Source organism: Ureibacillus sp. FSL K6-0786 (assembly GCF_037965165.1).
Classification (GTDB): Bacteria; Bacillota; Bacilli; order Bacillales_A; family Planococcaceae; genus Ureibacillus; species Ureibacillus thermosphaericus.
This window is the reverse complement of the sequence record NZ_CP150191.1, coordinates 675,671-690,132: the sequence shown is the minus strand read 5'-3', so window position 1 is coordinate 690,132 and position 14,462 is coordinate 675,671. Positions and strand designations below refer to the sequence as shown.

The window sequence follows — 14,462 nt, the reverse complement described above, 5'->3', positions numbered from 1 at the left end:
TCGGTGAATGAAGTAAACATGGCGGTTATAGATATCGGTTCGAATACAATTCGCCTAGTGCTATACAGATATAGTCATGAAAAAGGATTACGTGAAATTGGAAATATGAAAACGGTTGCTAGGCTAAGGAAATATATTCAAACTGATGGATATATGTCTGAAGAAGGCATTGAAGTATTAAAAAATACGTTAATTTCGTTCAAGGAAATAATGCAAGATTACGGTGTGACGACCGTAAAGGCTGCTGCAACAGCTGCTATTCGACAAGCAAAAAATAATCAAGAAATCCTTTTACAAATGGAAAAAGATACTGGCATAAAAATCGATTTATTATCGGAAGATGAGGAAGCCTATTTCGGATATTTAGCAGTCGTTCATTCGATGGAGATCCCTTCTGCCGTTACAATTGATATTGGTGGAGGTTCAACGGAGATTACGTTGTTTATAAATAAAGAATTACAACATTCTATAAGTTTTCCTTTTGGTACTGTATCGTTAAAACAAAGTTTTGTTACCGGTGATAAAATAAACGAAAAGGAAAAATATCAACTATATCAAAATATAAAGAAATATTTTGAAAATGTAGCATGGTTAAAAAATGTTAAATTACCAATTGTGGGGATTGGTGGCAGTGCTCGAAATCTCGCGCAAATTCATCAGCATCTAATTGATTATCCAATATCTGGCGTCCATCATTATGAAATGAATGAAGAAACGCTAAAAAATTTGAGTGGTTACTTAGGAAAACAATCTTTTGAACAATTAAAGCAAATTGATGGATTGTCTTCCGATCGAGCGGACATTATTGAAATTGCTTTAGTCATTTTTAAAACTTTAATGGAAGTTGTGGATTCGAATTCATTTTACATTAGTAAAAGAGGATTGCGGGAAGGGTTAATCATGGATATCGTGATGAAATCGAATCTTGAAGTTTTTCAACCCTTTAACGTATTTGAAGATTATGCGAATCATCTAGCATTCAAATATGGGAGAACGGAGGCTGAAGTAGGTACATTAGTTACATTAATAGAGAATATATATATAGAAAGTTGTAAATGGAACTTATTTCAATTTAATGAAGAACATCTGAATTTACTAAAAAAAGCAGCAAGAGTATTTTCAATTGGAGATTATATCGAATTAGATTCATCGAATCAACACACTTTTTATCTAATTGCCAATCAATCTATTCCCGGATTAAACCATAAAAATCGGGTAAAAATTGCATTGCTTGCATCTTATAAAAACCGAGATTATTTCAGACGTCTTAGTCAACCGTTTCTGACATGGTTTACCCGTGAAGAGTTAAAAATTTTGCGAAATTTCGGTGCTTTATTAAAATTTGTATATTCCTTAAATAGTTCAAAAAGAAATATCGTAAAAAGTATTAAAATGGAATTACAAGAAAAGGATATCATTACTCTATTTGTTGTTTCGAAAGGGCGTGCAGTGGCAGAAATCCATCGAGCACAAAGCCAAAAGAAGCATATTGAACGATTATTTAAGAAGAGGGTAAAAATTGAGTTAATCTATGAAGGGTGGAATGAGTAATGACAGATGAAACAGGGCTGAACTCTCCTGAAAGGGAAAATCTTATAAATAATCATCAATTAACGGATATCGATAGAAGGAAAATATTGGATGAAATATCGAAACCTGAGTATTATAATAACCGTGAATTAAGTTGGTTAGCATTCAACGAACGAGTATTAGAAGAAGCGGAAGATGAAACAAATCCATTACTGGAGCGGTTGAGATTTATCGCAATCTTTAGTTCGAATTTAGATGAATTTTTTATGGTGCGTGTGGCTGGACTTCAAGACCAAGTTCGCGCGGGATTTCATAAACCGGAAAATAAAGCGGGCTTAACGCCCAAGGAACAATTGGAGAAAATTGCTGAAAAAACACAAGCGCTTGTTCGTAGGCAAATGGAAGTTTTTCGTCATTTAATATTCGAGCTATTGCCAAAGGAAAATATCTACTTAACAGATATCAAATCATTATCGAAAGAACAGCAGCAATACATCAATGAAATGTTTGAAGAAACCATTTTCCCTGTACTAACACCCATAGCAGTAGATGCTTATCGCCCTTTTCCTACATTACTCGGAAAAACGTTAAACTTGCTTGTTTTGTTAGAAGATACAAAAGTGTTAAGCGAGTTTAACGAAAAAGTTGCTATTATACAAGTTCCATCTGTATTAGATCGCTTTATTGAAGTACCCGCAGGCCCTGATAAAAAAGTATTTGTTCTATTAGAAGATGTCATTACTTCACATGTAGATCGACTATTTTATGGCTATAATGTGAAATCGGTACAGGCTTTCCGATTAACGAGAAATGCTGATTTAACAATTCATGAAGAAGGCGCTCAAGATTTACTCGTTGAAATCGAAAAGGAATTGAAAAAAAGAAAATGGGGAATTGGAAGCCGTCTTGAAGTTCGCGATGGAGAAATGAATGATGACGTTTTAGAATATTTATTAGAAGAATTTGAAATTAGTGAATCCGATGTTTTTAAAATTGATGGCCCTCTTGATTTAACGTTTTTATTTAGTTTTGTGAAGAAGTTGTCTCAAGGAAGAGAGCATTTATTATTTGAAAGTTTTATTCCTCAACGTCCATTAGATTTAGAGTCTGATGAAGATATTTACGAAAAGGCGCTAGAAAAGGATTTATTTTTTCATCATCCATATGAATCCTTTGAGCCTATTGTGGAATTTATTACAGAAGCGGCGAATGATCCGACAGTGTTAGCAATCAAACAGACTTTATATCGAGTAAGCGGTAATTCACCGATTATTCAAGCTCTAAAACAAGCGGCTGAAAATGGGAAACAAGTGACAGTTTTAGTAGAGTTAAAAGCACGTTTTGATGAAGAAAACAACGTGCATTGGGCGAAGGAGCTGGAACAATCAGGTTGCCTTGTGATTTATGGAATGCATAACTTAAAAACCCATTCAAAAATAACCCTTGTAGTTCGACGGAAAAATGGAAAAATAGAGCGTTTCGTCCATTTAGGAACAGGGAATTATAATGATGCGACAGCTAAAACATATACCGATATGGGGATTATTACAACGAATAAAGAGTTTGGTATAGATGCAACGAATTTCTTTAACTATTTAAGTGGTTATACGGAAAAGCCTAGGTTCCACCATATTGTCGTATCACCTTATGATATTCGTGATAAATTTATTGAAATGATTGATCAAGAAATTGAGTTTCATAAAAAATATGGAAATGGATTCATTCGTGCAAAAATGAATGCGTTAACTGACAAAGATTTAATTATGAAATTGTATGAAGCTTCCATAAATGGTGTTAAAATTGAATTACTAATACGAGGTATTTGTTGTTTGAGACCTGGTATACCAGGCATTAGTGAAAATATTACGGTTACTAGTATCGTCGGTCGATTCTTAGAGCATTCGCGCATTTATTGGTTCCATCATAACGGAGAAAATAAAATTTATTTATCTTCAGCCGATATGATGACTCGGAATATGGTGCGTCGAGTGGAAATACTATTCCCAATCTATTCTGCTGAAATTAAACAACGAATAATGCATATTTTTTCAACACAACTAGCTGATAATGTAAAGGCTCGTGTTCAAGATTCAACAGGAAAATATCGATATAAGGAACGTAAAGAAGGCGAGTCGGTAATCAATAGCCAGGAGCTATTTATTTTAGAAGCAACTAGTACAGTCATGATGGAGGAATAAGAACTGTATTGAATGCATGGTGTAGTTTAATTGAATAAATGACCCGACACATAAACTACACCTTTTTATACATTTACATAGTAATGGAGGAACATCGATGATCAACTTTCCAGCCAATACAGAAAAAGATTACTTACAATATGTCATGAAACTTAACCCTTTTAATGCGATTGTCATATTAAAACAGTTAAGGGCTGGAAAATTTTCTGTAGAAATGATTAATTCCAGTGCTTACAAATTAACGCCCAATACTTTTGAAAAAGGGATGGACGCTGAACAATTTTTTGAGCTATTAAATTGGAATGAAATCAAAAAAGTGATATTAGAAAAGCAAGAGAAAATTCAATACATAACAATGAATATGGATGAAGAATTGCAAATGTATGTGGAACCGATTAAGTTTCATGACGAATTGTATTATGCGGTCATCATGAGTCAAGGGAAGGAATTTAGCTATATATCGTTTATTGATGAAAATACAGGATTGCTAAATCGAAGAGCATTAAATTTTCGTTGGGATGAGAAATATCGTAACTATAATCATGATATGAATCTATCAATTTTATTGGTAGATCTTGATCGCTTTAAAAAGTATAACGAGTCGTTAGGAAAACAAAATGCAGATATAATGATTAAGCAAATTAGTGAGCGATTTAAGCGATTAAAAGGAAAAAACATTGAATTATATCATTATAATGGTGATGAATTCCTTTATTTAATGAAGCATTATCTTCGAGAAGAAGTGGAACTTCTTGCTAACCAAGTGTTAGAGGAGTTAAAAGTACCTTTTATTATAGATGGACAAGAATATTTTGTAACTGCATCCATTGGGATTGCTACATTAAATTCTGAGCAAAAAAGAGATTTTAACTCATTGTTGCATCAAGCAGAACAAGCACTATTTTATGTGAAGACTCATGGCCGTGCTCATTATCGTTTCTATCGTGAAGAAATGAGTAAAGATTTTAAAAATGAAGTGCTGATGGAAGCTCATTTAAAACGGGCGATCGAGTTTAATGAATTATCCATCCACTTGCAACCGCAAGTAAATTATTTAACGAATGAGATTGATAGTTTTGAAGCTTTACTCCGTTGGAACAACCCGAAGTTTGGTTATGTTCCACCATCCCAATTTATTCCTTTAGCTGAATCAAGCGGTTTAATTATTGAAATAGGAGATTGGGTGTTGGAACAAGTTTGTAGTTATCAGCGAGAATGGAGAAAAAAAGGATATCGTCCTGTAAGAATTGCAGTAAATATTTCACCAATGCAATTTAAACAACTAAACTTCCCGAATAAAATTGAATCCGTATTAAAGAAGTACGAGGTTGACCCACAATTTATTGAACTGGAGATTACAGAAAGTTCAATGGAAAATGTAGAAGAAACGGAAGAAATATTGAAAAAGCTAAAAAAGCTCGGTGTTTATGTATCTGTAGATGATTTTGGTACAGGTTATTCTTCTTTAAGTTATTTAAAAAAATACCCGATTGATATCATCAAAATCGATCAATCTTTTATTTCGGATATTAACAAAGATGAAAAAAATGAAGCCATAATAAAAGCGATTATTTCTTTATCACATCATTTAGGGATGGATGTGGTCGCAGAAGGTGTGGAAGAAAAATATCAAGAATTATTTTTAAAGGAAAATCGTTGTAAAAAAGGACAAGGTTATTTGTATAATAAACCGATGCCGGTGGAAGAAGTTATTAAAAAATATTTAGAATGTAAATAAATGCAATTCGTTTAGGATTGCTACATAGCTTCCAATTTCAATAACCCGAATAGTGACATGATCACTATTCGGGATTATTCAAACTTCCATTGTTGGAATAAAAAACAAAGGAAAAAGTAGATTAATGAATAAGTAAAGATTACTTTTCTACCAATCAAATACAATCTTCGACACTACATATGTCGAAGATTTTGATAATTGAAATAATTTTAAGAAAACAAAACCTAGAAAATATTATACAACAATTATACTAAATGTTAAATATGTAAAAATATAGTATATTTATTTTTTATTTACAAATAGCAAAAGTTGAATTTTCGACAAACTTTGCACTTCTTTTCTTGTACAATAGAAATGAATGGTTATTCATTCATATACGATGGGAGGAATGTTTATGTTAAACAATGAAACGATTATCGTAACAGGCGGCTCTAGTGGAATGGGACTGGCTATGGCAAAAAAATTTGTGCAAGAAGGTGCTAATGTCGTTATAACTGGTCGAAATGAAGAGCGTCTTGAAAAGGCAAAAAATGAGATTTCACAGTTTGGCAATACAATTGAAACGTTTCAGATGGATGTTCGAGATGTGGAACAAGTAAAGGCAACGGTTCAATATACCATTCAACGATTTGGAAAAATTGATGGATTAGTAAATAATGCAGCAGGAAACTTTATTGTTGCAGCAGAAAAATTATCGCCAAATGGTTGGAAAGCGGTTATTGATATTGTTTTAAATGGAACATTTTATTGCTCACAAGAAGTAGGAAAATATTGGATTGAACAAGGGATAAAAGGAAAAATTTTAAATATGGTAGCCACATATGCTTGGCAAGCAGGTGCAGGGGTCGTTCACTCCGCAGCAGCCAAAGCAGGAGTATTGTCATTAACTCGTACTCTTGCTGTTGAATGGGGACACAAATATGGAATACGTGTAAATGCCATTGCACCAGGACCGATTGACAGAACGGGTGGTGCAGAAAAACTTTGGGAATCAGAAGAACAAGTAAAACGCACGATTGAATCCGTCCCTTTAAAACGTCTAGGTACACCAGAAGAAATTGCGGATTTGGCAGCATTCATGTTATCTGAAAAGTGTGCCTATATGAACGGAGAATGTGTAACATTGGATGGCGGCCAATGGCTCAACCAATTTCCATTTTAATTGAAATCTGTCGTTTTTATTAAGAAGAATAAAAAATAAAAAAAAGAAACATACTCTTCTTAAGACTAGAAGGGAGAGTATGATGATGGGTGGATGGACCATTCCGACAATTATTGTAGGCTTAATTATTGTTGGTGTTTCGTATGTCATGACTGTAAGTGTCATGAAGAAAACAGAAGAGCGAGCTTCCGCTATGGATACACCTATTAGTAAAACTGTTCGAGAACATCCAATTTTAATGAATCCAATCATTATTATGTACATTATTTTCGGTATATTTACTGGTATCATGATTTTTTACTATTGGGCAAAATCTGCTTCTTATTAAAACAAAAAATCCTTCAACCCAAAAATTCATGTGTCATTGTCATGGTCATAAAACTGTCAAATATGATATGATAGTGGTAACTGGGGTCCTCATGGAAGGGGTTGAAGGATTTGATTTCAACAAAGACAAGAGCCTTTTTGGAAACGCCGATTAGTGATTTTATTATTCCGGCAGAAAAAGTAGCTCATGTTTTAGTTGGAAATAGTGCTGAACATGCATTGTTAGTTCTTACTAAAACAGGTTATTCTCAAGTACCGGTATTGGATACGAAGTTTCGAATTCATGGTTTGGTAAGTTCAAAGATGATTACCGAATCAATACTTGGGCTAGAGCGGATTGAGTATGAAAAATTAGCTCATATTAAAGTTGATGACTGCATGGATCGAAATGTCACATATTTAAAAATCGATGATACGATTCAAAGGGCATTAGATTTAGTCATTAACCATGCCTTTTTATGTGTTGTAGATCATGAAGGCACTTTTGCAGGGATATTAACGAGAAGAGTGATTTTAAAGCAATTAAAAAAATATATTTATCAAGTATTAGATTATTAATTGAACAATCATCGGCAAAATCCATGGATGAAAAGGATTTTGTCGATTTTTATTGAATTTTTATGTATCGTATTTTTTTGGAGTGATTGGATGACAACGACAGAAGCAGAAATTATAAAAATATTAGCGGAAGAACGAAATATGCGCAAGGCAGCAGAACGGCTATTTATTACACAACCTGCGTTATCTCAACGATTGCAATCGATTGAAAAATATTGGGGTACTCAATTATTCATTCGTTCTCAAAAGGGATTGATGCCTACACCTGCAGGAGAATTAGTTATTCAATATGCAATTGAGACATTGCAAAAAAAAGAAGAAGTTTTTGAAAGGATTCAAGCTCTAGATTCAAAAGTGCATGGTACATTAAAAATCGCTTGTGCCTCCATCGTTGGAATTAACTGGTTACCAAAAGTGTTAAAAGAATTTGTCACAACTTATCCAGATGTTAAAATTTCATTAATTACCGGTTGGAGTTCTGAAATTGTGAAAGCTCTTTATGATGGGGAAGCCCAAGTTGGTATTGTCAGAGGCCAGTCAGAGTGGAAAGGGAAAAAGATGCACTTATTCCGCGATACAATGTATCTAGTAGATAAAGAAATTGAAAGATTAGAAGAAATTTTAACGACGGAACGGCCATTTATTCAATTTAAAAGCGATTCCAATTATTATCAAGAAATTCAAGTTTGGTGGCAAGGACACTTTGCATCTAGCCCTAAAAGACAAATCATTGTAGATCAAATTGAAACATGTAAGCAAATGGCGCTCAATGGTATTGGATATGCGATTTTACCTTCTATTACATTAAATGGAGGAGAAAATGTAAATAAAATTGCATTAACATCTGGAGATACAGATATTGGGCTAACTCGGGATACTTGGCTGATTGGTTATGAATCCTCCTTCCGATTACGTCAAGTGGAAGCTTTTGTTGAAGTAGTGAAAAAACATGCTGATTCAGTAGATGAGTCCCAACGATAATTTATTGATGAAAAACAATGGCGAAATATGAACAATAGTATGTATTTGAAAAACTAATTCTCAATAAACAAATAAAGAGCGAATGGAACGATTTTATTCCATCCGCTCTTTTTCTATTAATATTCTTCATTTGCTTTCAATAATTGTGGTGCTTTTTTCATTGTCCAAAGGTGAGCTAATATGTAACAGGCAAATAAGATGAATGCACCAAGAATAAATGGTGAAGATAATTTCCATTCAAGCATTATTCCTGCGAGGGCGGGACCAACCATATTACCTAAACTCATATATGCATTATTCATTCCAGCGGCAAAACCTTGCTCAGCCCCTGCCAATTTCGAAATTAATGTGTTGACTGCTGGCCGAATAAAAGTTGTGGCAATTTGGAAAATAGACGTAATGGTAATAATAATGAAAAATCCTTTTATATACACCATACCAACCATGGAAAGTGCAGCAATAATCAAATTGACTAATATAACTTTCATCTCACCGAATCGTTTAAATAGCTGGTCGACAATATATACTTGTAAAATTACACCAAGAAAACCGCCGATTATCATAACGATAGCGATATCCATAGGCGTATAGCCAAATTTATAAGTTAAGTACATAGACAACGTCGATTGGAAATTTGCGATACCAAAACTAAAAACAAAGACGACTAATAACATGACGAAGTAGGGCGTATGAAGGGAACGTAATAATTGTTGAAAGATGTTATCTTTCCCTTTTGTTATTAATCGTTCTTTCTGTTGTTGTTTAATATTCGGTAACACGATAAAAGAAACGATGGCTGCTATTAAAGCAACGATCCCTCCAAAATAAAAGGGAAAATGCAAATTCACTTTAGCTAAAAATCCACCAATCCCTGGCCCAATCATAAATCCAAGAGATATGGCTGCTCCGAGAAATCCCATTCCTTTTCCCCGTTCTTCCACTGTTGTAATATCCGCTACATAGGCCATCACCGGTGGCATGATGAAGGCAGCGCCAGCTCCTGACAAGAAACGGGCAAAAAACAGCATCCAAATTGCTTTTGCTATCCCAAAGAAGATTTGTGAAAATCCAAAAACGATTAATCCCAAAATGACAAAGAATTTTCGTCCATATAAATCCGATAAATTCCCTGCGATCGGAGAAAAAATAAATTGGGCAAAGGCAAAATCAGCAACTAAAAATCCGAGGATGGTACCCCCAACTCCAAAAAGATCCAGGTAGGAAGGTAACACCGGAACCACCATTCCAATGCCTCCCATTGTAATGAATAAGTTAAACATTAACATAAACATGACCAACTTTTTCTTTCTCTGTGACATTCCGATCACCTTCCATTTAATTCAAAAAACTTACTATGAAATAATGAACTATTTTATCATATTACAATAAGGAAAATATAGGAGAAAGAATTTTAATCAATCGATTATTTTAACAATCTGCTATATAAATATAAAGCAATCACTGTATCTGCCTCCTCTGAACAGCGTAGTTAAAATTGCTAAGCATGATATTTACAACAGAAAACAGTAAAATTTTATATGGTCCAACCAATTGTGAAGGTGGACAAATTATTATTTATAACCTTTTGGCATTTTACTTCCTTAATTAATTTAAAAGGGGGATTTTATGATTATACGATTATTAAATAACAATGAAAATCCGCCAATGGATTTGTTGTTATTGGCGGATCCTTCTGTGGACAATGTGGAAGAATATTTAAAAAGAGGTGAATGCTATGTTGCGGAAATGAATCATCAAATTGTAGGAGTTTATGTCCTGCTTGCGACAAGACCCAAAACAATGGAAGTCGTGAATGTTGCTGTTGCTGAAAACTATCAAGGAAAAGGAATAGGAAAACTTTTGGTTATGCATGCAGTGAATACAGCAAAAGAAAAAGGTTTTAAAACAATTGAAATTGGAACCGGAAACTCAAGCATCTCCCAACTAGCTCTTTATCAAAAATGCGGTTTTCGAATTACCGGTATCGACAGAGATTATTTTATAAGGCACTACGATATAGAGATTTTTGAAAATGGCATTCAATGCAGGGATATGATTCGGCTATCCCAAGAATTATAGAACGACTATGAGAAGAAAAAGATTATATTAATAAAACCCTGAAAAAGAATAAAATTGAGAGTTTCTTAAAAAGAAACTCTCAATCATTCATTTTTGTCATTGACAAAAGAGCTACCTGATGGACATTTTAAATTCCAAAAAGTATTCGTTATATTTTCCTAGCCATTCTAAGCCTAAATTTTCATATACTTCTAACCGATCTTTTATTTCTTCAGGAGGGTAGAAACGTTCATCGTTAACAATTTCTGGATCCATTATGTCTAATGCAGCTTTATTTGGTGTGGAATAACCAACATATTCAGCATTTTGCGCTGCTACTTCAGGATCCAGCATGAAGTTGATGAAAGCATGTGCACCATCAATATTTTTTGCTGTTTTCGGAATGACAAAGTTATCAAACCACAAATTTGATCCTTCCTGTGGTACTGCATAATCTAATTCTTCATTTTCTGACATCATATCAGCTGCTGATCCGGACCATGTGAGGGCAACAGCTGCTTCATTATTAATCATTAAAGGTATGATTTCATCACCGATGATCCCTTTAATATTTGGAGAAAGGGTGACGAGTTTATCAGTTACTTGACGCAACAATTTCTCATCTTTTGCATTTAACGATTCGCCAATGGAGTTTAAACCCATTCCCATTACTTCGCGGGCACCATCCACTAAAAATACTTTTCTTTTCAGGGAAGGATCCCATAAATCGTTCCATGATTCAAAAGTTATATGATCTGGAATTAAATTTGGATTAAAGACAATGCCAACTGTACCCCAGAAATATGGTATAGAATACTTGTTTTTCGGATCAAAAGGTAAGTCTAAATAATAGGGATCAATATATTGTAAATTCGGTATTTTTGAATGATCAATTGGGTGGAGTAAATCTTCTTCAATCATCATCTCAATAGTATACTCAGATGGGATGGCGATGTCATATGTCGTTCCACCTTGTTGGATTTTTGTCAACATTGCTTCGTTGGAATCAAATGTTTCATAAATGACCTTAATTCCAGTTTCTTCAGTAAATTGTTTTAATAAATCTGGGTCGATATAGTCTCCCCAGTTGTAAATTGTAATCGTGTCTTTACTTCCTTTGCCGCCGGAAGCTTCCAATTGATCAGCAACGAAGTAAAGCCCCGCACAAAGTAGTAAAATAGCGATACTTAAGTTAATTAATGATTTCATAATCGTCCTAACCCCCCGTTAGCAAGCTTCGTGCGGCGGGTTACGAAATAGTAACCAATTACAATAAGAACCGTCACGACAAAGATAATTCCGGAAAGGGCATTAATTGTTAATGAAATACCAACGCGAGCAATGGAATAAATTTCTACAGATAATGTAGAGAATCCGTTTCCGGTTACGAAAAACGTAACAGCGAAATCATCTAATGAATAGGTGAGTGCCATAAAGAAGCCTGCAAAAATGCCAGGTTTAATGTAAGGGACGATTACACGGTATAAAACATCCCGTTTAGTGGCACCTAAATCTTGTGCTGCATCAATTAAATTTGGATTCATTTCTAATAACTTCGGCAATACCATTAAAACAACAATCGGAATACTAAAAGCAATATGTGAGATTAGGACTGACGTAAATCCGAGTTTTACTCCAATCATCGTAAAGAGAATTAAAAAGCTTGCACCAATCACTACATCTGGGCTTACAATCATAATATTATTTAATGAAAGCAACGTATTTCGCATTTTTCGGTTTTTTATTGACACAATTCCAATTGCCCCTAAAGTACCGAGAATCGTAGAAATTAAACTAGATAACAGGGCGATGATGATTGTGTTAATTAATATGACTAACAACCGAGAATCTTCAAAAACAGCTTGATAATGTTCCAATGTAAATGACTCAAAATTATGCATGGAACCACCGCTATTGAATGAGTAGAAAATTAAATAGAAGATCGGCGCGTATAATATGATGAATACAACGGCGACATATATTTTTGCTGGTGTAGATAATCTATTCATTACACGCGACCTCCTTTTGCTTTTCTACCAGTGAATAACATACTTACTAACATGATTAATACAAGGAATACGGCAATTGTTGAACCCATTCCCCAGTTTTGGGCAACGAGGAATTGCTGTTCAATAGCTGTCCCTAATGTAATCACTTGGTTTCCTGCAATTAAGCGAGTAATCATGAAGAGTGATAATGCAGGAATAAATGTAACTTGAATTCCCGACTTCACGCCTTCGATTGTTAATGGCCAAATTACTCGGCGGAATGTAGTAAAAGGTGATGCACCTAAATCTCTTGCTGCATCCACTAATGTTGGATTTAACTTATCTAAGGAGTTAAAGATCGGGATAATCATAAATGGAATAAAGATATAAACAGAAACAAATATAAAACTAAAATCAGTGAATAAAATTTGTTGTGGCTCAATTCCAAATACGCTGACCACTGCGTTAATCGGTCCATATAAACCAAATATTCCGATGAAAGCATAAGTTTTTAATAGTAAATTAATCCATGATGGAATAATGATAAACATGAGCCAAAGATATTTGTGTTTCGTTTTCGTTAAAATAAATGCCATCGGATAAGAAATAAGCAATGTAAAGAAAGTTATGATGACAGCGTAAAAAAAGCTAGTAAGTGTCATCTGGATATAAACAGGCGAAAAGAATCGTTTATAGTTTTCCAATGTGAAATTGCCGTTTAAATCTAGCATGGAATAATAAACGATTAAGGCAATTGGCGCAATGACAAAGAAAGCAATCCAAAGGAGATAGGGAATGAGCGGCCCTTTTGCTACACGATCACGCATTGTTACCCTCTCCATATGATTCTAATCGTTTATCAAATTCTTCTTCCGTCTCATTTAAACGCATTACATGGATTGCTTCTGGATCAAAGTTTAAGCCGATTTCTTCGCCAACTTCTGCCTTTTTCAAAGAATGAACGAGCCATTCATTACCGTCTTTATCATAAGTGGATAACTCGTAATGCACACCGCGGAACAATTGAGTATCGACTGTTACAACGAGTTTTCCTTTGTCCACTGATGTAATTTCCAAATCTTCAGGTCGGATGACAATATCTACTTTTTCATTTGGTTTCATGCCTTTATCAACACAATCAAAAACTCTTCCGGCAAATTGCACTTTGTAATCTTCTAACATAATGCCTTCAACGATATTTGATTCTCCTATAAAATCCGCTACGAATCGGTTGATTGGTTCATCGTATATGTCAACAGGGGAACCTGATTGTTGAATTTCACCATCGTTTAATACAAAAATTTCATCAGACATCGCTAAGGCTTCTTCTTGGTCGTGAGTGACAAAAACAAAGGTTTTTCCAAGTCGCTGCTGTAATTCTCTGAGTTCGTATTGCATTTCAGAACGTAATTTTAAGTCAAGGGCAGATAGTGGCTCATCTAGTAAAATCACTTCGGGATCATTCACAATTGCTCGTGCAATGGCTACACGTTGTCGCTGACCACCTGACATCTCAGAAATTTCACGGCTTTCAAACCCTTCCAAATTGACAAATTTCAGCGCTTCCATAACACGCTCTTTAATTTCGCTTTCTTTTATCTTTTTTATGCGCAATCCGAATGCGACATTTTCAAAGACATTTAAATGTGGAAATAGCGCATAGTCTTGAAATACTGTATTTACTTGTCGTTGGTGAGCAGGAACGTTGTTGATTTTTTTTCCATTAAAATAGACGTTTCCGCTAGAAGGCTCTGTAAAACCCGCAATTATTCTAAGAATCGTTGTTTTTCCACAACCTGATGGTCCAAGTAAGGTATAAAACTTTCCTTTCTCTAATTCAAAGTTTATGTTTTTTAATACTACTGTCCCATCGTCATAAGATTTTGATACATTTTCAAATTGAATAATTGTGTTACTCATAT

General features: G+C 34.4%; 13 protein-coding genes. 8 read left to right on the top strand and 5 right to left on the bottom strand.

What is annotated here, in order from left to right; all coding sequences use genetic code 11:
* Positions 1 to 3 precede the first annotated feature (3 nt).
* From NSQ18_RS03435 to NSQ18_RS03405, 7 genes are all read left to right on the top strand, one after another.
* Positions 4 to 1,551 carry a Ppx/GppA family phosphatase gene (locus NSQ18_RS03435; protein WP_339288966.1) on the top strand — a complete coding sequence of 516 codons (1,548 nt, stop codon included), beginning with the start codon at positions 4 to 6 and terminating at the stop codon, positions 1,549 to 1,551.
* Positions 1,551 to 3,728, top strand: coding sequence for an RNA degradosome polyphosphate kinase (locus tag NSQ18_RS03430; RefSeq protein WP_339288964.1), 2,178 nt, complete (start codon positions 1,551 to 1,553; stop codon positions 3,726 to 3,728). The genes NSQ18_RS03435 and NSQ18_RS03430 overlap by 1 nt, the downstream gene beginning before the upstream one ends.
* Before the next feature lie 97 nt (positions 3,729 to 3,825).
* Positions 3,826 to 5,466, top strand: a complete 1,641-nt coding sequence (locus tag NSQ18_RS03425; protein WP_339288962.1) for a bifunctional diguanylate cyclase/phosphodiesterase — start codon at positions 3,826 to 3,828, stop codon at positions 5,464 to 5,466.
* A gap of 394 nt (positions 5,467 to 5,860) precedes the next feature.
* Complete coding sequence (gene fadH, locus NSQ18_RS03420) at positions 5,861 to 6,628, top strand: 2,4-dienoyl-CoA reductase (protein ID WP_168412448.1); 768 nt, start codon at positions 5,861 to 5,863, stop codon at positions 6,626 to 6,628.
* A 79-nt stretch (positions 6,629 to 6,707) separates the two neighbouring features.
* On the top strand, positions 6,708 to 6,956 hold the full coding sequence (locus NSQ18_RS03415; protein ID WP_232019915.1) for a short-chain dehydrogenase: 249 nt from the start codon (positions 6,708 to 6,710) through the stop codon (positions 6,954 to 6,956).
* Positions 6,957 to 7,066: 110 nt separating this feature from the next.
* Positions 7,067 to 7,513 carry a cyclic-di-AMP-binding protein CbpB gene (gene cbpB / locus NSQ18_RS03410; RefSeq protein WP_016838274.1) on the top strand — a complete coding sequence of 149 codons (447 nt, stop codon included), beginning with the start codon at positions 7,067 to 7,069 and terminating at the stop codon, positions 7,511 to 7,513.
* Positions 7,514 to 7,603: 90 nt separating this feature from the next.
* Positions 7,604 to 8,494 (top strand): LysR family transcriptional regulator, encoded by an 891-nt coding sequence (locus tag NSQ18_RS03405; protein ID WP_096550548.1) that lies wholly within the window; start codon positions 7,604 to 7,606, stop codon positions 8,492 to 8,494.
* Positions 8,495 to 8,610: 116 nt separating this feature from the next.
* Here NSQ18_RS03405 and NSQ18_RS03400 read toward each other — a convergent pair whose 3' ends face one another.
* Complete coding sequence (locus tag NSQ18_RS03400) at positions 8,611 to 9,813, bottom strand: MFS transporter (protein ID WP_026019072.1); 1,203 nt, start codon at positions 9,811 to 9,813, stop codon at positions 8,611 to 8,613.
* Between the two features lie 307 nt (positions 9,814 to 10,120).
* Here NSQ18_RS03400 and NSQ18_RS03395 point away from each other — a divergent pair, with 307 nt between their 5' ends.
* Positions 10,121 to 10,573 (top strand): GNAT family N-acetyltransferase, encoded by a 453-nt coding sequence (locus NSQ18_RS03395; protein WP_096550550.1) that lies wholly within the window; start codon positions 10,121 to 10,123, stop codon positions 10,571 to 10,573.
* A gap of 111 nt (positions 10,574 to 10,684) precedes the next feature.
* Here NSQ18_RS03395 and NSQ18_RS03390 read toward each other — a convergent pair whose 3' ends face one another.
* The 4 genes from NSQ18_RS03390 to NSQ18_RS03375 are packed head-to-tail and all read right to left on the bottom strand — an operon-like array spanning position 10,685 to position 14,460.
* Positions 10,685 to 11,761, bottom strand: coding sequence for an ABC transporter substrate-binding protein (locus NSQ18_RS03390; RefSeq protein ID WP_016838278.1), 1,077 nt, complete (start codon positions 11,759 to 11,761; stop codon positions 10,685 to 10,687).
* Positions 11,758 to 12,561: an ABC transporter permease gene (locus NSQ18_RS03385; RefSeq protein WP_016838279.1), complete on the bottom strand. Its 804-nt coding sequence runs from the start codon at positions 12,559 to 12,561 to the stop codon at positions 11,758 to 11,760. The genes NSQ18_RS03390 and NSQ18_RS03385 overlap by 4 nt, the downstream gene beginning before the upstream one ends.
* Positions 12,561 to 13,367, bottom strand: coding sequence for an ABC transporter permease (locus NSQ18_RS03380; RefSeq protein WP_016838280.1), 807 nt, complete (start codon positions 13,365 to 13,367; stop codon positions 12,561 to 12,563). The genes NSQ18_RS03385 and NSQ18_RS03380 overlap by 1 nt, the downstream gene beginning before the upstream one ends.
* Entirely contained in the window at positions 13,360 to 14,460 is a 1,101-nt protein-coding gene (locus tag NSQ18_RS03375) for an ABC transporter ATP-binding protein (RefSeq protein WP_016838281.1), read from the bottom strand. The genes NSQ18_RS03380 and NSQ18_RS03375 overlap by 8 nt, the downstream gene beginning before the upstream one ends.
* Positions 14,461 to 14,462: the final 2 nt, after the last annotated feature.